At 71.1% G+C, this 21,913-nt stretch carries 16 protein-coding genes; 8 read left to right on the plus strand and 8 right to left on the minus strand.

The window, feature by feature from the left end; translation table 11 throughout:
- Positions 1–302 precede the first annotated feature (302 nt).
- From dpgA to VT50_RS10305, 4 genes are read left to right on the plus strand one after another with little or no spacing between them, the layout of a single operon-like run.
- Positions 303–1,406 carry a 3,5-dihydroxyphenylacetyl-CoA synthase DpgA gene (dpgA, locus tag VT50_RS10290; RefSeq protein ID WP_079343804.1) on the plus strand — a complete coding sequence of 368 codons (1,104 nt, stop codon included), beginning with the start codon at positions 303–305 and terminating at the stop codon, positions 1,404–1,406.
- Positions 1,407–1,428: 22 nt separating this feature from the next.
- A complete protein-coding gene (gene dpgB, locus VT50_RS10295) occupies positions 1,429–2,172 on the plus strand; it encodes an enoyl-CoA-hydratase DpgB (protein ID WP_079343805.1) in 744 nt (247 codons plus the stop codon).
- The gene (dpgC, locus tag VT50_RS10300) at positions 2,169–3,503 is read left to right on the plus strand and encodes a (3,5-dihydroxyphenyl)acetyl-CoA 1,2-dioxygenase DpgC (protein ID WP_079343806.1); all 1,335 of its coding nucleotides are present in this window, start codon (positions 2,169–2,171) and stop codon (positions 3,501–3,503) included. The genes dpgB and dpgC overlap by 4 nt, the downstream gene beginning before the upstream one ends.
- An 8-nt stretch (positions 3,504–3,511) precedes the next feature.
- Entirely contained in the window at positions 3,512–5,167 is a 1,656-nt protein-coding gene (locus VT50_RS10305) for a thiamine pyrophosphate-binding protein (protein ID WP_338058317.1), read from the plus strand.
- 25 nt (positions 5,168–5,192) lie between these two features.
- Here the strand turns inward: VT50_RS10305 and VT50_RS10310 are convergent, their stop codons facing one another.
- A complete protein-coding gene (locus tag VT50_RS10310; protein WP_079343807.1) occupies positions 5,193–6,188 on the minus strand; it encodes a quinone oxidoreductase family protein in 996 nt (331 codons plus the stop codon).
- Between the two features lie 861 nt (positions 6,189–7,049).
- On the opposite strand from VT50_RS10310, the gene VT50_RS10315 reads away from it, so the two are divergent.
- The gene (locus tag VT50_RS10315) at positions 7,050–9,857 is read left to right on the plus strand and encodes a LuxR family transcriptional regulator (protein ID WP_079343808.1); all 2,808 of its coding nucleotides are present in this window, start codon (positions 7,050–7,052) and stop codon (positions 9,855–9,857) included.
- 15 nt (positions 9,858–9,872) lie between these two features.
- Here the strand turns inward: VT50_RS10315 and VT50_RS10320 are convergent, their stop codons facing one another.
- From VT50_RS10320 to VT50_RS10345, 6 genes are all read right to left on the minus strand, one after another.
- Positions 9,873–12,104 (minus strand): M20/M25/M40 family metallo-hydrolase, encoded by a 2,232-nt coding sequence (locus VT50_RS10320; protein ID WP_079343819.1) that lies wholly within the window; start codon positions 12,102–12,104, stop codon positions 9,873–9,875.
- A gap of 35 nt (positions 12,105–12,139) precedes the next feature.
- A complete protein-coding gene (locus tag VT50_RS10325; RefSeq protein WP_079343809.1) occupies positions 12,140–12,967 on the minus strand; it encodes an SDR family NAD(P)-dependent oxidoreductase in 828 nt (275 codons plus the stop codon).
- Positions 12,967–14,295 carry an MFS transporter gene (locus VT50_RS10330; RefSeq protein ID WP_079343810.1) on the minus strand — a complete coding sequence of 443 codons (1,329 nt, stop codon included), beginning with the start codon at positions 14,293–14,295 and terminating at the stop codon, positions 12,967–12,969. Before VT50_RS10330 ends, VT50_RS10325 begins: the two co-directional genes overlap by 1 nt.
- The gene (locus VT50_RS10335) at positions 14,292–15,248 is read right to left on the minus strand and encodes a polysaccharide deacetylase family protein (RefSeq protein ID WP_079343811.1); all 957 of its coding nucleotides are present in this window, start codon (positions 15,246–15,248) and stop codon (positions 14,292–14,294) included. Before VT50_RS10335 ends, VT50_RS10330 begins: the two co-directional genes overlap by 4 nt.
- An 80-nt stretch (positions 15,249–15,328) precedes the next feature.
- Positions 15,329–16,339 carry an Lrp/AsnC family transcriptional regulator gene (locus tag VT50_RS10340; protein WP_079343812.1) on the minus strand — a complete coding sequence of 337 codons (1,011 nt, stop codon included), beginning with the start codon at positions 16,337–16,339 and terminating at the stop codon, positions 15,329–15,331.
- A 271-nt stretch (positions 16,340–16,610) separates the two neighbouring features.
- Positions 16,611–17,024, minus strand: a complete 414-nt coding sequence (locus tag VT50_RS10345; protein WP_079343813.1) for a DUF4345 domain-containing protein — start codon at positions 17,022–17,024, stop codon at positions 16,611–16,613.
- 90 nt (positions 17,025–17,114) lie between these two features.
- On the opposite strand from VT50_RS10345, the gene VT50_RS10350 reads away from it, so the two are divergent.
- Positions 17,115–17,723: a TetR/AcrR family transcriptional regulator gene (locus VT50_RS10350; RefSeq protein ID WP_046084020.1), complete on the plus strand. Its 609-nt coding sequence runs from the start codon at positions 17,115–17,117 to the stop codon at positions 17,721–17,723.
- Between the two features lie 21 nt (positions 17,724–17,744).
- On the opposite strand, the gene VT50_RS10355 is transcribed toward VT50_RS10350, so the two are convergent.
- Complete coding sequence (locus VT50_RS10355) at positions 17,745–18,209, minus strand: DUF6624 domain-containing protein (protein WP_240529127.1); 465 nt, start codon at positions 18,207–18,209, stop codon at positions 17,745–17,747.
- Positions 18,210–18,700: 491 nt separating this feature from the next.
- On the opposite strand from VT50_RS10355, the gene VT50_RS10360 reads away from it, so the two are divergent.
- Together VT50_RS10360 and VT50_RS10365 are read left to right on the plus strand one after the other, a co-directional pair.
- On the plus strand, positions 18,701–20,788 hold the full coding sequence (locus VT50_RS10360; RefSeq protein WP_046084165.1) for a SpoIIE family protein phosphatase: 2,088 nt from the start codon (positions 18,701–18,703) through the stop codon (positions 20,786–20,788).
- A 33-nt stretch (positions 20,789–20,821) separates the two neighbouring features.
- The gene (locus VT50_RS10365) at positions 20,822–21,892 is read left to right on the plus strand and encodes a LacI family DNA-binding transcriptional regulator (RefSeq protein ID WP_053048392.1); all 1,071 of its coding nucleotides are present in this window, start codon (positions 20,822–20,824) and stop codon (positions 21,890–21,892) included.
- Positions 21,893–21,913 lie beyond the last annotated feature (21 nt).

The following is a 21,913-nucleotide window of genomic DNA, read 5'->3' on the forward strand; positions in this document are numbered from 1 at the left end:
CGGAGATCCATCTCCCCATTCCACGCCAAGACGGCAGCAAAATTGCCTGTTTACAAAATGGGTACACCCAGCGCCTGCCAACGGCAGCTTCACATCGGCGCCGTTGAGCTGTAAACCCCCTCACGCGCCCCCCTTAATTCCCCTTACTCCGCGCTCACCAGCAGCAATGTGAAGCCCCACACAAGACATTGGAACTATGGCCCGGCGCGTTATATGTTGTTCGGCGCCGACTCAGAGGGCCAGCGCAAGCGGTCCCGAAAGGTTCTCGCCGTTGATTCCGGCCCGATTGACCTGAGGTACGCATGACAGCAGTATCAGCAGGAGTTCCGGCCTCGCTCAACGCCGACGGCAAACCGGGCGAGTCGCCCCGGATAGTCAGTGTCGGCAGCGCGGTCCCGGGTACGTCCTACACCCAGGAGGAACTGCTCGACATTTTCCGCATCACCGACCCGAGAATTCGCTCGGTGTTCCGAAACAGCGCGATCGACCGGCGGTTTCTGACCCTGCCCCCCATGGCCCCGGACGGCGGACGGCGCGTCGAGACGCAGGGCGAGCTGCTGCGCAAGCACCGCCGCGAGGGCCTGGACATGGGTGCGCGCGCGCTGCACGAATGCCTGAAGAAGGCGGACGCGGTGCTCGGGGACGTCCGCTATCTGTGCTGCGTGTCGTCGACCGGATTCCTGACTCCGGGGTTCAGTGCGCTGCTCATCTCCGAGCTCGGGATGAACCGGGACTGCGGCCGCCTCGATGTGGTGGGCATGGGCTGCAACGCCGGACTCAACGGTCTCAACGCGGTCACCGGCTGGGCCGCGGCGCACCCCGGTGAACTCGCCGTGCTGCTGTGTGTCGAGGCGTGCTCGGCGGCGTACGTGTTCGACGGGACGATGCGGACCTCGGTGGTGAACAGCCTCTTCGGCGACGGCGCCGCCGCCGCCGCGGTACTCCTCGACGACGGGGACACCCGCGGCCCGCGGCTGCGGAAGTTCGCCAGCTGCCTGATTCCCGAGGCCATCGACGCGATGCGCTACGACTGGGACGACGGCCACGGCAAGTTCAGCTTCTACCTCGACCGGGACGTGCCCTACGTGGTCGGCGCGCACTCAGAGGGGATCGTCAACCTCCTGCTCAAGGACACCGATGTGCGCCGGGGCGAGATTTCGCACTGGGTCCTGCACGCGGGCGGCAAGAAGGTCATCGACTCGATGATGATCAATCTCGGGCTGACCCGGTACGACGTGCGGCACACCATGGGCGTGCTGCGTGACTACGGCAATCTCTCCAGCGGCTCGTTCCTCGTCTCCTACGAGCGGCTGCTCGACGACGGCGTCATCGCACCCGGCGACCACGGGATTCTGATGACCATGGGGCCCGGCTCGACGATCGAGACGGCGTTGCTCGAATGGTAGGTACGACACGGGAAGAGGGACGGTGAACGTGACCCCCGACGACGGTGGGACAAGGCTCCGCGCGCTCGCGGAGGTCAACCTCGACATCGACTGCGACGGCTCGTTGGAGACCGCGCAGATCGACGCGGTCAACGCCGCGTGCGGCGAGGCCGAGGACGCCGGGGACGGGACGATCGTCCTGGTCCACCTCCGCCCGGCCGCGCCCGACACACCGCCCGCCTCCTGGCCGGGCAGTGTGCCCATCCACCGGGTGAACCAGTGGGAGAGGGCGCTGCGCAGGCTGGAGCGGTCATCGGCGATGACCATCGGCGCGGCCACCGGGCGCTGTGGCTCGGCGGCCCTGGAATTGTTGCTGGCGACCGACTACCGGGTGGCCACCCCGGACTTCTCGATCAGCCCGTCGTCCTCCGACGGCATCGCATGGCCGGGGATGGCCCTGCACCGGCTCGCCAATCAGCTCGGCGTGGCCACCGCACGGCGACTGGTGCTCACCGCCCGCGGATTCGGTGCGGACGAGGCCCACCGGCTCGGTGTACTGGACGAGGTCGTCGACGACCTCGTGGCCGGTGTCGCCACTCGGGTTGAGGTGCTGAACGGCCTGGCGGGCGAGGAACTGGCGATCCGGCGGCGACTGGTGCTCGACGCGACCACCACAACCTTCGAGGACGCGCTCGGCACCCATCTCGCGGCGTGCGACCGGACGTTGCGCGTGCGCGGCTCCGGCCGTGGCGGCGGTGGAGTGGTGCCCGGCGGAGCCGGGTCGTGACCGCGCGGGCGACCACCCGGCCGCACCGCTGGGACCGGACCGCCCCCGAACTCACCGGCGCACCGGACGCCGACGCCGCCGCGCTGCGGTCCTTCACCGCGGCCGGAGAGGATCTGCTCGCCGCGCTTCCGGCGAAACCGGACCGCACACCGGACCAGCAGGACACCGCGGACGAGATCCACCGGCGGTGCCGCGGGCTGCGTGCCGAATTCCTGCGCGGCCACGTCGACCGCGTGCACACCGAACTGACCGACGGCCGGTCGCGTTCCGTACGGCTGGCGGAGCTCGCTGGGGCGGCCGCCGAGCGGTTCCCCGGGCTGGTGCCCACCGCGGCCCAACTCGCCGACGAGCGGAGGCATCCGCAGCGGGACAAGGAAGGCCGCGAGATCGACCAGGGCCTGTTCTTCGGTGCGCTGCTGGCCGCGCCACAGGCGGCTGCCCACGTCGTGGCGTCGATGCTGCGGCCGACCGCACGGGCGCGGGCAGCGCTGCCGGCGTTCCGCCGCACCGGTGTGGCCGAGCTCGGCTGTGTGCACCTGGAACGGCAGGGGGACACCGCGTTCCTCACCGTGCGGAACCTGCACTGCCTCAACGCCGAGGACGACCCGTCCGTCGACGACATGGAGACCGCGGTCGACCTGGTGCTGCTGGACGAGGCGTGCCGGGTCGGCGTGGTGCGCGGCGGGCACATGACGCATCCGCGCTACCTCGGCAGGCGTGTGTTCAGCGCCGGGATCAACCTCAAGGACCTGCACCGGGGCCGGATCTCCTTCGTGGACTTCCTCCTGCGCAGAGAGATCGGTTACATCAACAAGATCCTGCGCGGGCTGCGGACGGACCACGACGAGACCGTGGAGAAGCCGTGGGTGGCCGCGGTGGACACCTTCGCCATCGGCGGCGGGGCCCAGCTGCTGCTGGTCTTCGACTCGGTGGTCGCGGCCACGGACAGCTACGTCAGCCTGCCCGCGGCCAAGGAGGGGATCGTGCCAGGTGCGGCGAACCTGCGGCTGAGCAGGGCGGTGGGCCCGCGGATCGCCCGGCAGATGATCCTGGGCGGTGCCGTCATCGAGGCCACCGACCCGCGCGCAGCGCTGCTCGCCGACCGGCTGGTCGCCCCGGATGCGATGGAGGACACGATCGCGGAGACGGCCGAGCAGCTGTCCGCGCCCGCGGTCGTCGCCAACCGCCGGATGCTCAACCTCGCCGAGGAGCCGCCTGCCTCGTTCAACGCGTACATGGCGGAGTTCGCCGTACAGCAGTCCCGGCGCGCCTACAGCCCCGACGTACTCGCCAAGGTGGCCCGCGTGGCCGCGAAACCCTCCACCACCTGAGAGGTCACGTGGCAACCCCGATCCAGGCCATGCTCCGGATCCTGCGTGAGGAAGGGGTCAGCACGGTCTTCGGCAATCCCGGTACCACGGAGCTGCCCCTGATCGAGGCCATGGCGGGCGCGCCGGACCTCCGTTATGTTCTCGGCCTGCAGGAGGCTTCGGTGGTCGCGATGGCCGACGGCTACGCGCGCGCCACCGGTCGGCCCGCCTTCGTCAACCTGCACGTGGCGGCCGGGCTGGCCAACGGGCTGATCGGGCTGCTCAACGCCGCCCGTTCGCACACCCCGCTGGTGGTCACCGCGGGCCAGCAGGACCGCAGGCATCTGATCAACGACCCGATGCTGGCGGGAGATCTCGTGGGCATCGCCCGGCCCGCGGCCAAAGCGGTATTCGACGTGCAGCACGCGTTCGACCTGCCGCGCTTGCTCCGGCGCGCGTTCGCGCTCGCCGAGCAGCCGCCCGCCGGGCCGGTGTTCCTCTCCGTACCCATGGACCTGCTGGACTCCGACGAGCGGGTGGATGTGCCCGCCCGCTCACCGCGGCCGGATCCTGGTGTCGCGGGCGGCCTCGCCAAGGCTGCCGCGCTGCTCGCCGAAGCGGCGCGCCCGGCGATCGTCGCCGGTGACGGCGTCGGTCGCGACGGGGCGGTCGCGGAACTGGTCGCGGTGGCCGAGGCACTTGGCGCGCCCGTTCACCACCAGCCGATGAACGACGGCATCGACTTCCCCCTCTCCCATCCGCTCTACCAGGGGATGCTCACCGCCACACACGCGGAGATCCACACGGCGCTGCGCGGGCACGACCTCGTCCTCATCGTCGGCTGCCACGCCTTCCGACCGCATCACTACACACCGGTGCAGCCGATTCCGCCCGGTGCCAGGGTGATCCAGCTCGACTCCGATCCCACCGAGCCGGGCCGGAACTTCCCGGTGGAGCTCGCCATGGCCGGGGGTCTCCGCCCGACCCTGGCCGCGCTCGCCAATGAACTCACCGGCCGGCAACCCGCCGCGGCGGACCGGCTCGCGGCGGCGAAGGTACGCACCGCAGAACGGAGGGCGCGGGTCGACGCTCTCGCTCGGCGCGGGTACGGCCGCTGCCCGCTCAGTCCGCTCACCGCCGTGCACGCGGTGGCCGCGGGCCTTCCCGACGACGCCGTGGTGGTCGAGGAGGCGATCACCGCCGGGATCCGGCTGCGCGAGGTGCTGCGGCTGGACCGGCCCCGGTCCTATGTGCACACCGTGGGCGGCGGTCTCGGCTCCGGGATCGGCGCGGCGATCGGCAGCTCGCTCGGCGAGCCGGACCGGCCGGTGGTGGCGGTACTCGGTGACGGCTGCACGATGTTCGGCCTGCAGGGGCTGTGGAGCGCCGCCAGGTACCGGGTTCCTGTGACGTTCGTGGTGATGAACAACGGCGAGTACCGCACCCTCAAGGAAACCCTGCGGACCCGGCGCGACGGTCCGCCGCCCGCGGCGGGCTACTCCGGGCTGGACCTCGCCCCGCCCGGGTTGGACTTCTCGGCCGCCGCGGCGTTCTTCGGCATCGACGCGGTGCGGGTGCGGGACGCCGATGAGCTCGTCGCCGCCGTGGCGAAGTCCACGGCGGCGACGGCACCGCTGCTCATCGACGTTCCCGTCACCGCCTATCAGGAGGTGGCGGAGTCGTGATGCGCTCCCCGGCCGGCAACGGCCGTTAGGGAAGCAGCAGCACCCTGCCCGCGCTCTCCCGCTGCTCCACCACCCGGTGCGCCTCAGACGCCTCGGTCAGCGGGTAGGACCGGTCGATGCGCACGGTCAACTCACCGGACCGCAACCAGCGGTACAGGTTGGCCACGTGGTTCTCGTCCGGCCAGCGGGTGAGGTAGCACAGCGGGCTCCACCTCGTCAGGTACAGCCCACCCTTCTCCTGCAGGGCCATCAGGTCGAACGGCGGCACGAACCCACTGGACTGGCCGTAGATCACCAGGTATCCGCGCAAGCCGAGGCTGTCCATGTTGGTCTCGAACGCGTCCTTGCCGACGCCGTCGTACACCACCCGTGCGCCCGCGCCGCCGGTGATCCGCCTGACCTCCGCGGCGACGTCCGACGTGCTGGACACGATGACCTCGCTGGCGCCGCTCTCTTCGGCGACCTTCGCCTTCTCCTCGGTGGACGTCACACCGATCACCCGCGCCCCGCGCACCCTGGCGAGCTGGCAGATCAGCTGACCGACACCGCCCGCGGCCGACTGCACGACACACCATTCGTCCGGCTGCAGCGGGTAGGCCTCGTGGGTGAGCGAATACGCCACATACGCCTGGTACAGCCCGCCGGCCACCTGGTGGAGGTCGATGTCATCGGGGATCGGGATGAGCTGCTCGACCGGCTGGATCACGTGGGTGGCGCACGCCCCCGATCCCGCGGCCCAGGCCACTCGGTCGCCGACCCGGACGTTATCCACCTCGGGGCCGACTTCCTCGACGATGCCCGCTCCCTGATATCCGGGCGATATCGGGAGCACCGACTCGTCCTCATAATGCTTCTTGGTGGCGAAGTCACCACGCCGGTTGCAAATGTCGTAGAACACCACCGGTGTTGCCTTCACGCGCAAGCGAACCTCGCCGGGCCCTGGGGTGGGGATCTCCTCCTCATCCAATTGGAGAACCGTCGGCCCGCCGTAGGAGTAGTGCCGGAGAATCCGCATCGACATGGTGCCCGTCCCTTCACAGCAAGTTCGTCGACGGTGCACCGGCGCGCGCAAATTCTATGCACCGGCCGCCGTTGGAGCACCGGGCTCAGTATGCACAGAGATGAGCGGCTTTTCAGCCCCCTAGAGCCACCCCGTACAAACCCGGACACCGACTCATGACGGGTTGCACCTCAGCACTGCGGAGTCGCCCCGGCACAGCCACGGCCGGCATGTGAATGCACCCGCGCCTCAGTGCGAGGTATAGGATCGCCTGGCGGTTGCTAAAACAATGCCGACGGTAACGCAAATAAATATTGCCCAGAACTTTACGTTCCGTGGCGCCGGACACACGCCCGCGCTCCCCGCCACCGGGCGGTGACCAGCGACGCTGGCCGAACGCGGAGAGCACGGCCTTCCGTTGGGGCGCAAGCCGGGGAGCGCAGACCCGACCGACAAGATCAACTCAAGAGGCCGATCGACACCCCGCAAGTGGTCCCCGGTAACCCCTACGACATCCCCTATATGCAAACGGTATTAAAACAGCCAAACAAGACATGCGTGAAGGGTGACGCCTATCAGATGCGCTACAAGGGGACGGCTCTGCTAACGTCATTGCGCCTCGCAAGAAGGCAGCTCCACTAGCATCAATGAGCAGGTATGGTCAACTGGTCACTTCCGCTGCTCAACACAACCGCATATTTGCATGCTGATTAGAAATACCAATGGCGCCACACGGGGAAATGTTCCGGATGCACCAAAGAAAGCCGTGATGCGTCCCGGGGCCAAATCCGTTTTCGATAGTTGCCACTTCGAAAAATGCTCAACGAGTACACGCTCGCCTTGATCGGCGCATAGGGCGAAGCGCGGGGGAAGGTTTCGCACGTGACTCTGGCCGACCGAAAAAGAGATCTCTCGCCCATTGCCGGAATCATCAATGACACCGCCAAGCAGGGCCGAATCCTGCTGATCGAGGGTGCCGTCGGCAGCGGAAAGAGCACTTTACTGCTTGAACTGCATCAGCAGTCCACTCGAAATGATGTCCTCATCCTCAGTGCTACGTGCTCGCACATCGAGCGCACCCACCGGTTCGCCGCGATACGTCAGCTGCTCCAGGAATGTGCGTCGCTGCCCGACTCGCCCGAGGACATACTGAAACGTCTCGATGACGCCACACTCTCGGAGATGCTCTCCGGTGGGTCGGGCCGCGCCGGGGGCGCCGCGGTCCAGGTCGATCACGACGTACACACCTTGTTGGAGACACTCGCACGGCGGCGGCCCGTCATCATCGCCATCGACGACTCGCACCACATCGACGCGGCGTCGGCCGGCTGCCTGCTGTACGCCATGCGCAGACTGCGCGCGACACCGGTCTCGCTCGTGGCCACGGCCACGACCGTCGCGCCACACGCCAACACGCTGTTCCACGTCGAGATGCTGCGCCTCACGGCCGCCCGTTCGATCTCCATCGGCCCGCTTTCCGAGCATGGCGTGTACCAGGTGCTCGCCGAGGAGTTCGGCACGGACCACGCGTCCCGCGCCCGTACGGAGTTCATGACCGCCTGCGGCGGCAGCCCCTTGCTGCTCCGCGCGCTCGTCGACGACACCGCCGAAGCGCTCGCCACGCGCGATGAGGACATCGAATTCTTCGCCGGTGAGGCGTTCGACCGGGCCGTGCTCGGCTGCCTGCGCCGCCACCCCACGGATGCCGCCCGGCTGGCCTCGGGCATCGCGGTGCTCGGCGCCTCCAGCACCCCGGTCGCACTTGCCCAGTTGCTGGCCGTCGAGCCCGGCGTCGTGGCCACGTTGATCGCCGTGCTCACCGGCGCCGGACTGCTCGCCGACGGTCGGTATCGCCATCCGCGAGCCGAGCTGGCCGTGCTCAACGCACTACCCGCACGGGAACGTGCCGATCTGCATCGGCGGGCCGCGCGTCTGCTCCACGACCACGGCGCGGACCCGAAGTCCGTTGCCCGCCACCTGATCGCGGCCAACCCGCCGCGTGCCACATGGGTGGTCGACGTGCTCCAGGAAGCCGCGCGACGAGCCTTCGCCGACGACGAGATCGCCTTCGCCAAGGAGTGTCTGAAACTGGCGATCCGGGCGTGCGCCGACCACCGCAGAACGGCGGCCGCCCAGGCGATGCTGCTCGAAATCGAGTGGCGGGCGGCACCGTCGTCCGCCGGTCTGCCCGAGGCCAAACTGACCGAGGCGGTGCGGCTGGGCCAGCTCGAGCTCGACCACGCCCTCGCACTCGCGCGGTACCTGGCCTGGCACGGCCGCAACATCGAGGCCGCCGACACGCTGCACGCCGTCTCGGCGTCCGCAGCGGACGCGGGGACGACCGCGAACGAGGCCGCGGAGCTACGGATCATGCAGAGCTGGCTCGCGTCTTCGCACCCGCCGCTCACCGCCTATCTGACCTCGGCCCCCGAACCGACCGAGAGCGACCGGGAACGGGTGCTGCCCGACGTCGAGCTGCGGCTGCGAGTGACCACAGCGCTGTCGGACCTGCTCGCGAGCCGGGGCGACCCCAACGCCGCCGACCTCGCCAAACACGTGCTCCAGACCTACCGACTCAGCGATGCGACCATCGACGCCATCGAGTCCGCGCTGTTGATCCTGATCTACTCGGATCAACTGGGCGCCGCGGCGACGCAGTGCGATATCGCCCTCGCCGACGCGGGGCACCGGCAGGCGCCAACCTGGCAGGCCAAGCTCGGCGCACTGCGCGGGGCTATCTACCTCCGACAAGGCAACCTGGTCAAGGCGGAGAGCTGCACCCGGGAAGCGCTCAACCGGCTCTCCCCCGACAGCTGGGGCGTCGGCATTGGGCTGCCGCTGTCCATCCTCGTGCTCGCCAACCTCGCCACCGGCAACCACGCCGAGGCCAAGCGGCTGCTCGACCAGCCGGTGCCGGACACGCTCGCCCAAAGCAGGCACGGCCTGGACTACCGCTATGCCAGCGGCGAGTACCACCTGGTGACCAGTCAGCCGCGCAAGGCACTGGACGACTTCCACGTCTGCGCGCACCTCACCGCCGCATGGGGCCTCGACCTCCCCACTCTGGTCCCGTGGCGCTCCGGCGCGGCGCAGGCGTGGCTCCAACTCGGTCGCGACGAACTGGCGCGCCAGCTGCTGGAAGAGCAGCTGGCCAGGGTGGACAGCGACCACCTGCGCGTCCGCGGCGGCACGCTGCGGCTGCTGGCAAGCACCGTAGACGTCACCGAGCGGCGGGAGATCCTCGCGAAGTCCATCAAGCTACAGCAGGACGTGGGCGATCGGCTCGGGCTCGCCTACGCGCTCGCGGACATCAGCGCCGCGCACGGTGCGTGCGGGGAGCCACGGCGCGCCCGGATGCAGGCGCGGCTCGCGCAGCACGTCGCGAAGGAGTGCGGTGCGGCGCTCGCGTCGGTGGAGCCCGACCGGCTCCCCACACCCGATCCGAGCCGGGCGGCGGGCCTGACCAATGCCGAGAAACGTATCGCGATCCTCGCCGCCTCAGGCAACACCAACCGCGAGATCGCCACCAGGCTGTTCATCACGGCCAGCACCGTGGAACAGCACCTCACCCGGGTCTTCCGCAAGCTGAAGATACGACGGCGCGAGGAACTGCCCGCGAGCCTCGGCCTGGAGACGGACACCGCACACGACCTGCTCGCCGAAGCGGGCACTGTGCTGTCGAAGTGGTGAGCGGCGGCCACCGGTTCACTCCAGCGCCAGCGCCGCCAGCACCGTGGCGGCCAGTGCCGCTCGTGTGACCATGCCCGACACCGAGGTGTTCTCCGAGCGGGCGTGTGCGCCCGAGCCCACCGCGCCGATACCGTCCAGGACCGGCGTGCCCTCGGCCACGACGAAGTTGCCGTCGGAGGCTCCGCCGACCGATGCCTCGGGGAGGTCGTGTCCGAGCAGCGCGGCGCACCGGCGTGCCAGGGCGGCGAGCGCGGCGACGCCTTCCGTCCGTTCGAACACCGGGCGGTTCCAGCCGCCGGTGACCGCCAAGCGGGTCCGTGGGTCGACGGGACGCAGAGCGGCGAGGGCGGCTCCGACGCGTCGCTGTTCGGCGGCGGTGGCGACGCGTACGTCGACGCGGGCGACGGCGTGCCCCGCCGTGACGTTGGCGCGGGTGCCTCCCGCCACCACGCCGACGTTCAGCGATGTGCCCGCGTCCGGGGAGCGCAGGTCCGCCAAGCGCAGGATCTGGTGGGCGAGTTCATCCACGGCGCTGGCTCCGGCGGTCGGGTCCAGTCCGGCGTGGGCCTCGCTGCCGGTGACCGTGACGGTGAACAGTCCGACGCCCTTGCGGGCGGTCTTGATCGCGCCGTCGGCGGCGGCCTCGAAGACCATGGCGAGCCTGCTGTCGCGTGCCTCCTCCACGATGGCGTCTTGGGAGGCGAGGCTGCCGGTCTCCTCGTCGCCGTTCAGCATCACGGTGCAGGCCGGGCGGGGCAGGCCGAGTGCGTCAAGGGCGCTGAGTGCCCAGACCGCCTGGACGAGACCGGCCTTCATATCGAAGACACCGGGTCCGCTGATGCGGTCGCCGTCTCGCTGGAAGGGCCAGCTGTCGAGGGTGCCGGTCGGCCATACGGTGTCGTAGTGCCCGAGGAGGAGTACCGGGCGGTCGTCCTGGGTGGTGGTGTCCCGGGCGGAGTAGCGGCGGACGAGGATGTCCCCGGTCTCCCCGCGCGCGAGGGTCTTCTCGGCGTCCGGTTCGCCGAGGCGCCGGTCGAGCCAGCCGCGCAGCCAGCCGAGGCAGGTGTCCAGGGCGTCCGGGTCATCGCTGGCGCTGCCCTGGGAGGTGTAGGCGGCGAGGTCGGCGGCCATGTCCTCGCGGTGGGCGTCGAGCCATTGCCGTACCGCTTCGGCCCGTGCGGAGTCGAGGGAGTTGGGGGGAAGCGAGGGTGCGGGGGCCCGGGCCAGGCGGTCCAGTTCCGCCAGCCGTGACTCCGACATCTCGTGTGCGGCGCCCTCCAGTTGGCGGAGCCCGCCCACGACCGTGCGCAACAGGGTCGTGGGGAGACCCTCGCGTGCCGCGTGGTGGAAGACGTCGGTGTAGTGGGTGGGGGCCTCGACGGGCCGGTGGCGTACGGCCAGGTCGCGCCAGATGCCGCTGCGGTCCTTCGTCTGGGTGCGCAGCCATGCGGTGAGACGGTCGAAGGCGGCGCTCCTGGCGGCGGGGTCGGCTCCTGGCCGGAAGGCGTGCGGTTCGAAGGCGTCGAACGCTTCCAGGGTGACGCCGAGGCGGTCGGAGACGGCGAAGATCTCGCCGGTCAGGGCGGCCATGGCGGGGCGGTGCCGGTCGATGAGGTCGGCCATGGGGGCGTCGGCGAGGGCGGTGGCGGCGAGCATGGCGCCGAACCCGGCCTTGGCCCACAGAAATCCCTCGACGTTGTCACTGGCCACGGCCGGGCCCCAGCTCCGCAGGTCGGCCACCAGGTCCCGGACCCTGGGGCTGACCGGTGCGCCGTCGGGCTCGCCGATGACGAGGGCTCCGGCGCCGCCGTCCTGGATGACGCCCGGTTCGATGACGTCGGCGAAGATGTTCACGAAGGCGGCGACGGTGCGGGCGGCACCCACTCGGTGGGCGATCAACGGCTCGTTGAAGCCGTTCTGCAGGGAGACGACATAGCCGTCCGGGGCCAGGCGGGGCGCGATCCAGTCGAGCGCGGTACCGGTGGCCTGGGCCTTCACGGCCAGCAGTACGCGTCCGAGGGGGCCGTCGAACTCGTCCGGGGTGGTGGCGGTGACCGGCGCGCTCTCCCGGGTGCCGCCGCGGGTGACGACGAGTCCGTGGGTGCGGATGGCGTCCACATGGGTGTGGTCGGCGTCGACGATGGTGACCGGGTGGCCCGCGCGGGCGAGGGCGAAGGCGAGGGTGCCGCCGATCGCGCCCGCGCCGACGACGGTGTATCCGGGCTTCTCCGGGTGGGTCTCATGCATCGGATGGGTGTCACTCATCGGGAGGGTGGTGTCGTTCATCGGGTGCGTCCTTCCGCGGTCGCGGTCTCAGCCGTCGGCACGCGGCCGGACACGGTGGCGCGGGTGTCATCGGGCTGCCAGATCCGGGGCAGGTGAAGGGCGCCCGTGCTGGATCCGCCGTCCACCCGCAGGATCTCGCCGGTGATCCAGGAGGCGTCGGGTCCGGCGAGCCAGCGCACCGCCCGCGCGATGTCCTGTGGCGTTCCCGGGCGGCCCAGCGGATTGCCGCCGATGGCCGCGGCGTACTCCGCGGAGACGGGGTTGCAGTCGCTGGCCACCGGGACGAAGCCGGGGCTGACCGCGTTGACGCGGATGCCGTGCGCGCCGAGTTCCAGGGCGGCGGCCCGGGTGGCCATCTCCAGGGCGGCCTTCGAGCTGGCGTAGGGGCCGCCGCCGGGGCGGGCGCGCTGCGCGGCGCCCGAGGAGATGTTGATGACCGAACCGGTCCGTCCCCGCGCGGTGGCGAGCCGGGCGAAGGCGGCGGTGGCCAGGACCGGGGCACGCAGGTTGACGGCGAACAGCCGGTCCCAGGCCGGTGCGTCCACATCGGCCATGTCGAGGGAGGGGTACACGCCCGCCGCGTTGACGAGGACGTCCACGGGGCCGTGCTCCGCCCAGGTCGCCTCGACGACGGCCGTGGGCGCGTCGGGGTCGGTCAGGTCCGCGGCCCGTATCGCGGTACGGGTTCCCAGGCCTGCCCCGGTCCGGTGGAGCGCGGCGGGGTCGCGGTCGACCAGGGTGAGGAACGCGCCCTGGGCGGCGAACTCCTCGGCGATCGCTGCGCCGATGCCGCCCGCGGCGCCGGTGACGAGGATGTGGGCCATCAGCTGAACTCCTTGTCCTTGGTCTCCGGCATCCTGAGGTAGACCACGAGGGAGATCAGTGAGGCCGCCGATACGTAGACCCACAGCAGGTCGCTGTGGCCGCTCTCGTGCAGCCAGGTCGTCAGATAGGGCGCCGTACCGCCGAAGACCGCGACCGCCAGGGCGTACGGCAGGGCGATGCCGGTGGCGCGCACCTCCGCCGGGAACTGCTCGGCCATGATGACGGCGCAGTTGGCGGAGTAGCCGAGGATCAGCAGCATGCCGGTGAGCTGGACCAGGAACAGGCTGAGGAAGCTGTTGCCGAGCAGGTGCAGCAGGGGCCAGGCCAGGACGGTGAAGCCGCCGGCGAACGCCGCCATGGTCGGTTTGCGTCCCACGCGGTCCGAGACCACGCCCACGAGGGGCAGTGCGATGACGAAGACGACCAGGCAGAGGGTCTGTGACAGCAGCGCGGTCTTCAGCGGTATGCCGGTGGTCAGATTCGCGTACGTGGGAAGGTAGTTGACCCAGATGTAGTAGGTGAGGGTGCCCGCCACGGTGATGCCGACGACGCGCAGGGCGGCCGCGGGGTGTTCCACGAACATGGCCTTGACGGGATTGGTTCGGGTGCGGCCGTCGCTCTGGGCCTGGGTGAAGGAGTCGGTGTCCGCCACGGAGACCCGCAGCCACAGGCCGACCAGTCCGAGCAGGCCGCCGAGGATGAACGCGACGCGCCACCCCCAGGAGTGCAGGGCGTCGTCGCTCAGTGCCGAGGTGGTGAGTGTGCCCAGGAGGGAGGCGACGAGCACACCGCCGGCGACCGACACCTGCTGCCAGGACCCGGCGAACGCGCGCCCGCCCCGGGCCGCCGACTCGACGAGGAACGCGGAGGAGGAGCCGAACTCGCCACCGGCGGAGAAGCCCTGTACGAGCCGGGAGACCAGCAGGAGCAGCGGCGAGAGGATGCCGACGCTGTCGTAGGACGGGGTGATCGCGATGACGAAGCCGGCGCCCGCCATCAGGCCGACCGTGAGGGTCATGCCCTTCTTGCGTCCGTGGCGGTCGGCGTAGGCGCCGAGCACGGCGGCACCGACCGGGCGCATCACGAATCCGACGGCGAAGACGGCGAGCGTGGACAGCAGGGCCACCGCACCGTCGCCCTTCGGGAAGAACTCATCAGCGATGATCTTGGCGAAGATGGAGTACAGCGCCCAGTCGACCCATTCGACGGTGTTGCCTATGGTTCCGGCGACGATGGCCTTGCGCCGGGCGCGGCCCAGCCGGGGCGTGGCGGGGGCGGCGCCGTCCTCGCGCGGGGGGCCGCTGGGCGTGGCGGATCCGGTGTTCATGGTGTGTGCTCCGGGGTGTCGGCGGTGGAACCGGCCGCGGTCCGGCCGTGCGGCACGCCGCGGGCCGTGTCGGCGAGCTGGGCGTGGGTCGCGTACCAGACGCCGGGGTGAGCGGCGATGTGGTCGAGGAGTTCCCGCAGCGCCACGAGGCGCGAGCGGTGACCGATGATGTGCGGGTGGAGGGTGAGCTGGAAGACGCCGCCGTCCCGGTACGCGGCGTCGAACTCGTCGGTCCACATCTCCCGTACGTCGCGCGGGCGGCTGTGCGGGCGGACGGAGCCGTAGCGGTCCATCGTGAAGTACGGGGCGTCGTCCCGTATCCAGTCGACGGGAATCTCCACCAGGCCGGTGGGGCGACCCTCGGCGACGATCTCGTAGGGCTCGTCGTCGGCCATGAGCGAGGAGTCGTAGGCGAAGCCCAGCTCGAGCATGATGTCGAGGGTCGAGTCCGAGAAGTCCCAGGACGGGGTGCGGATGCCGACGGGGCGCCGGCCGGTCAGCGTGGTGAGGGTGTCGAGGGCGCGCGCCGTGAGTTCCCGCTCGTCCTCGCGGCCCAGCAGGGTGTTGCGCTCGTGGATCCATCCGTGGACGGCCAGTTCGTGCCCGTCACGGGTGTAGGCGCGGGCCTCCTCGGGGTGGACGAGGGCGGAGACGGCCGGCATGAAGAAGGTCGCCGGAACGCCGTAGCGGGCCAGCAGGTCCAGGATCCGTGGGGCCCCGGCGCGGGCGCCGTACTCGCCCTGGGCGAGCCGGCCGGGACTGGTTTCGCCGTCGCGCAGCGGGATCGTCTCGTGGTCGGAGTCGAAGGAGAGGGCGACCGCGACCCGGGCGCCGCCGGGCCAGCGGTCGGGGACCAGCCGCCGTCCGGCGCGGACCGCGTCGACGTGGCCGCGCCAGGTGTGCTCGGGCCAGCGCCAGCTCTCCGGGGGCAGGCCGAAGTCGTCTGTGGGCATGGTGGTCTCCACAAGGATCGGGGACGGGAAGAGGGCGGGCGAGGGTGCGGCGGGTCGGGGTGCGACCACCGGCAGGGGGCTCAGACGGCTGCTCGGACCATCCGGTGCCAGGAGTACTTCAGGGTGGCCAGGTGCAAGGTCACGTCGGAGGCGATCAGCCCGGGCAGTGCCCCGATGATGTCGCTGGTGTAGCGCAGCAGATCGGTGCGGCGGGGCAGGACCATGTGTCCGACGAGGTTGAAGCGCCCGGTGGCCGCGCCCAGGAACTTGGTTCCCGGATGCCGCGCGAGCTGCCGCCCCGCGGCGTCGAGCCGGTCAGGCTCGATCGACAGCCACACCATGAACTCCGCGTCGTACCCGAGCAGGGAAGGTTCGACGAGGGTCCGGAACTGCAGGATGCCGCGGGAGATGAGCCGGTCCATGGCCCGTGCCACACCGGACTCGGTGTGGCCCAGGCTCCGGGCCAGGGTGCTGACCTGGGCGCGGCCGTCCTCCTTGAGGGCCGCGGCGACCTCCTGCTCCAGACCGGTCAGCGCTTTGGGCGCCCCGTCCCAGTCGGCGCGCTCGCATGACGACGCGAGGGAGGCGGGCCGCAGCTCCGCGGCGGCCTCGACGGGCAGCAGCCCGGTGTCCCACATCGACGCGGAGGTGAACGCACGGATGACGGCGACCGCCTCGGTGCTGGTGATCAGGTCGGCCCCGGGCAGATCGGTGAAGAGCATCCGCATCATCTCCTCGTTGTCCCGGGCAACGAAATCGACGATGAGGTCGGCGGCACCGGTGACGACGGCGAGGAAGCGCACGTCCGGGCTGACGGCGAGCTGGTCCGCGAGGTCCAGCCCGCGCCCCGGCCTGGCCTGCACCCGGACCAGCATGGAGGAGCCCTCCCGCGTGCGGTCCAGCTCCAGACTGCCGACGACCCGCAGCACTCCCCGCTCGCACAGGGCCTTATAGCGCCGCTGGGCGGTCGTCTCGCTCGTACCCACCCAACGGGCCACCGCGCTCCACGGGGCGCGGCCATTGAGCTGGAGCGCCGCGATGACACGGCGGTCCAGGTCGTCGACGGTGGCCACGGGGGCTAGGTGGGTCATGGGGCGGACGCTAATCAGCGCTTTTCCGCTCGTCAATGACGGATTCCTGCATCGCCGCTGGTCACAGCCGGGTGATCCAGCATGCGTCGGGGTTACGAGGGCATAACGCCCGCAGTTCCGGTGGGCATGAACGGGGGACGCCCAGCGTGACGGATTACGTCGCCCGGGCATCCGAAAAAGTTCCCGCTCGCGGTTCCGGCCCCTCGGGTTGGCGTGCTCCAACGGTGTCCAGGACGTCGTCCGAGCGGCCCGGGGCGAGGCATGTGCGTCTTCATCGCCCGGCGGGCGCGGCCTCCAGATCGCCGCGCAGGGTCCGCTCCTCCGCGTCGGCCAGCCAGAAGTAGACCGGCGGCAGGCCGAGCTCGATCACCGCCAGTGCGATCTGGAACCACTGCGGCCAGCCGTGCACGGCGAGCGAGAGCAGCCGCCCCGCGCCGCCCAGCAGGAAGACCCCGGCCAGCCACCGCACCGCCAGCGCCGGGATCGGACGCTGCCGCGCGGCCCAGAGCCAGGCCAGCCCGTAGCCGACGAAGCTGGCCCCCATGAACCGCCCCCAGCTGTCGACCGTCGTTCCGGCGGAACCGGCGCCGGGGATCGCCGCGTTGCCCAGTGCCACGTGGTACAGGCCGATCGCCACACAGGCCCAGCCCATCACCTGGGTGAGTACGCGCAGAGTCCTGGCCATCATCCCTCCAAGCCGTCCCGGCGAAGCTTAGTTGACATGCGTCTACTAGACTGGGCGCACTGGTTGACGCATGTCAACTAAGCTTCCTCCGTGCCTCCCCGCCAGCGACTCACCCCTGCCGACCGCCGCGCCCAGCTCCTCGCCGTCGGCGCACGGCTCTTCGCCGCGCACCCCTACGCCGATGTGCTGATGGAGGAGGTCGCCGAGCGGGCCGGTGTCTCCCGGGCGCTCCTCTACCGCCATTTCCCCAGCAAGCACGCCCTGTTCGCGGCCGTCTACCAGCAGGCCGCGGACAAGCTGCTCGCCGAGACCCGGTTCGACCCCGCCGACTCCCTGGTGGAGCAGCTCGTCCAGGGCATGGACGTCCATCTCGACTACTTCGTGGCGAACCGCAACGCGGTCCTCGCCGCGAACCGGGTCCTGGCGGGCGACCCGGTGATCCAGACGATCATGACGAACGAGCTGGACGCGCTCCGTGCGCGACTGCTGGCCGTGCTCCCCCTCGCGGACGAGACCGCCCGCGAGGCCGTCTCCGGCGTCCTGAAGAGCTGGCTGGTCTTCGTCCAGGTCCTCTGCGTCGACTGGCTCGGCCACGAGACCTGTACCCGCGCCGAGCTGCGCGACGTCTGCGTCGGCGCGGTTCTCGGCGCCCTCCGGCCGCTGCTCGCCGAGGACCCCGCGCCCGGCTGGCCGCCATAGGAGTCCGGCCCGCCCCCGTGGTCAGGACATGGAGTATGTGGCGACGTACGCGTCGAAGGGCTCGATGCCGACTTCCGCACGGAGGTCATCCGTGCGCTCGGGCTCTTCGCAGGGCCACGGAACCGGTGCCCCGTCCTTCACACCGAAGACCTGTGTGCCATAGATCTGCCGGCACCCCTCATTGACCAGCGTCCGGTCGCACAGGAAGGCCAGCTCGCGCCGGCTGGCCGAGCCCGCAGACACCGCCTCCCGCACCAGCTGGAGGGCGCGCCGCTGAACGTCGAGCTGACGGTCGGCGTGCTGGGCGATCAGCCATGCCGCGCGTGCGGCCTCCTCGCCGACCATGTGTGCCGTCGGCCAGCCGTACTCGTCCATGATCTCGTTGAGCCGGTCGCCGTGCCGTGCGGTCAGTCGCCGCCACGCCAGCTGCTCGGCGGGGTCATCGCTGTTGGCGTAAACCGAAGACCGGTGATCCGCCACGGCCATCTCCGTGGGTTCCGCCGCCAGTGCGGCAACGTCGCGCGCCACTCTTAACTCCCAGGTCGAATCGGTGCGTTGTGCCTGTTGCCGCAAGCCTAAAGGCGCATATCAGGCGTAAAGATCATTCCGGAGAACGGTGACGGCCACCCGTTCGCGCGGGGATAATGGATCTACCCCAGAAGCCGCCCGTCCGGCCACGACCATGACCAAGGGGCGCCACAGAGCGCGCCGCCGTCACCCCAATACGGGCGTAACGTATCCATATGGGTGGTGTTCGGTGCCAATGGTGCGATGCGTTGCTGCCGGATCGGTCCGGGCCCAACCGGCGGTACTGCAGCCGAGCTCACCGACAGGCCGCCTGGCGGGCACGGATCGGCGCCGCCTTGGGGATCAGCGGCGAGGCGGCCAGGCGCCACTCCGGGCGGGCGCGCGACCTCCCCGAAGAGGTCCGGGGGCCGAGGGAAGACGCCACGCCTGCCGTCGGCTCCGGTACGGAGCTGCTGGATGCCCTCCTGTGCGGGGCGGCGCGGGAAACAGGGGCGTCGGCGGGTCTGGTGTATCTGCTGCCGCCGGGCGGGCAGGTGCTGCGGCTGGCCGTGACGACCGGGGTGCCGCCGAAGGTCACCGCGCTCTGGGAGCGGCTGCTGGTTCCGGCCTCGGGTCCGGTACCGGCCGCGGTCCGTGAGCGGCGCCTGGTGTGGCTCGCCAGCCAGGCGGAGCTCGCGCGCCGCTACCCGAGGGCGGCGCTGGTGTGGCCCTATCCCGTGGCGATGGCCGCCGCGCCGCTCACCTCCGGTGCCGCCGTTCGGGGCGTGCTGGTGCTGCTGTGGCCCGAACCGCGTCCCCCGCGCCTGGACGCACATGAGCGCGCCGTGATCCGCTCCACCTGCGACCGCGCGGGCGCGCTCCTGGGGCAGGCCGCCGCGGACGGGCACCCGATATCACCCGGGGAGCCGCGCGTGGCGGCCCCGCCGCGGGCCCGGACCGCCGCGCGGGCCGCGGCGGACGTCGCCGACCGCCTCGCGGAGGGCTGTTGTGTGCTGGACGCGCGGGGCCGGATCGCCTTCATCAGCGCCACCGCCGCCGACCTGTTCGGTGGCAGCGTCCCTGATCTGCTCGGCGCACCGCTGTGGGAGGCACTGCCATGGCTGGACGACCCGGTCTTCGAAGACCGCTACCGGGCCGCGGTCCTCGGCCGTCGGCCCACGTCCTTCACCGCCCTGCGCCCGCCGGACGTGTGGCTGGCCTTCCAGCTCTGCCCGGACGTCTCCGGCATCAGCGTGCGCGTCTACCCCACCGGCCGCACCGCACCCTTGGACCACCCGGAGCCGGAGCCCAGAGCGAACACCGCCGCACCGACCCGGGTCGGCACGCTGTACGACCTGATGCACCTGGCGGGCGCGCTCACCAAGGCCGTCAGCGTGCGGGACGTGGTCGAGCTGACCGCCGACCTGGTCCTTCCGGCCTTCGGCGCCCAGGGCTTCGTCCTGTCCGTCGCCGAGGGTGACCGGTTGCGTGTCGTCGGTCACCGCGGCTACCCGGACGAGGTCATCGACCGCCTCGACTTCCCGCCCTTCCGGGACGAGTCGGCCCCCACCGTGCGCGCCGTGACCACGGGAGCGCCCCTCTTCTTCGCCTCCCCCCGTGAGATGGAACGGCTCGCCCCCGGCATCCCACCGCTGACCAAGAGGGCGGCTTGGGCCTTCCTGCCGCTGCTGGCCCCCAGCGGCCCGGTCGGCTGCTGTGTGGTCTCCTACGACCGGCCCCACGACTTCACCCCCGACGAGCGCGCCGTCCTGACCTCTTTCGCCGGGCTGATCGCCCAGGCCCTCGACCGCGCCCGCCTCTACGACGCCGAACACCAGCTCGCCCACAGCCTGCAGAGCGGCCTGCTCCCCGCCACCCTCCCCACCGTGCCCGGACTGGAGGTAGCGGCCCGCTATCTGCCCACGGCCCGCGGCATGGACGTCGGCGGCGACTTCTACGACCTCATCCGCTGCGACGCCACCACCGTCGCGGCGGCCATCGGCGACGTCCAGGGCCACAATGTGAACGCCGCCGTCCTCATGGGCCAGGTCCGCACCGCCGTCCACGCCACCGCCGGCGCGTCCCCCGGCGAGGTCCTGGCCCGCACCAACCGCCTGCTCACCGACCTCGACCCCGGTCTGTTCACCAGCTGTCTCTACGCCCACATCGACCTGGCACACCACCGTGCCCACCTGGCCACCGCCGGCCACCCGCCCCCCGTCCTGCGCCACCCCGACGGCCACACCGAGATCCTCCACCTGCCGCCCGGTCTCCTGCTGGGCATCGACCCCGACGCCGACTACCCGGCCACCGAGATCCCCCTGCCGCCCGGCGCCGTGCTGGCCCTCTACACCGACGGCCTGGTGGAAAGTCCCGGCACCGACCTCGGCGACGCGACCACCCACCTCGCCGACCAGCTCGCACGCGCCCCTGACCAGCCCATGGCCACCCTCGCCGACACCCTTGTCCACCACGACCCACACACCGACCCCCGCAGCGACGACATCGCCCTCCTCCTGCTCCACCTGGAACCGGGCCCCGCCGCGGGCGCGGGCTAGACTTCCGTCGTGCGGGAAGGGGCTTGGTGAGCTGTGCGCGGACGGCCGTCTGAGGCGGGTGCGGACTCCGCGGCGCGCGGTTCCGCGACCCTGCGCGATGTGGCCGCCGTCGCCGGTGTCTCGATGAGCACCGTGTCGAACGTGGCCCGCGGCCGGGGAAATGTCCGGGAGGAGACCCGGGCGCGGGTGCAGGACGCGATCGACGAGCTCGGGTACCGCCCCAACCTGGCCGCGCGGCGGCTGCGTTCGGGGCGCTCCCAGGTGCTGGGGCTCGCCCTGCCGAGTGTCACGGTCCCCTACTTCCGCGAATTCGCCGATTCCGTGCTGCGCGAGGCCCAGGGGCACGGGATGTCCGTGCGCATCACCCAGACGCACGGCGACGTGCGGCGCGAGCGCGGTGTCTGTGACGACCCGTATCTGCGGCACGTGGACGGAATCCTGCTCGTTCCCGTCGCGCTCGGCCCGGCGGACATGCGGGCGCTGACGGTGACGAAGCCGCTGATCGTGGCCACGGCGTCGTTCGCCGCGGGCCGTGTCGACTCCTTCGACACGGACCGGTTCGAGGCGGCCCGCACGGTCGTGGCGCATCTCGTCTCGGGCGGGCGCCGCCGCATCGCCGCCGTGGCCCCCGGTGGGGCGCTGCCCGCGGAGAGCGACGGGCGCTACCTCGGGTACGTCGCGGGTCTGCGCGACGCCGGGCTGCCGGTGAGCCGCCGACGGGTGGTGAGCACGGACACGGTCACCTTCGCGGCGGGCGCCGACGCGGTGCGGACGCTGATCGGGCGGGCGCCCGAGACGGACGCCGTGTTCGCGCTCGGCGACGCGCTCGCCCTGGGCGCGCTCCGCGGACTGCGGGACGCGGGGCGCACCGTGCCGGGGGACGTCGCCGTGGTCGGGTTCGGCAATGTCGCACAGGCCGGATACTGCGCTCCCACCCTCACCACCGTCGACCCGGGGCGGGAGGAGATGGCGCACCGCGCCGTCTCGCTCCTGGCGGAGCGCGCACAGGCGCGGACGACCGGCGCGGTGCTCCCAGAACCGGGACCCCACACGGTCGGGTTCCGCCTGGTCGAACGGGAGTCGAGCGGCGTTGCCAGTGAATGAGCCGGAGCCGTCCCGTGGCCG

Source organism: Streptomyces antioxidans, from assembly GCF_000968685.2.
GTDB lineage: Bacteria > Actinomycetota > Actinomycetes > Streptomycetales > Streptomycetaceae > Streptomyces > Streptomyces antioxidans.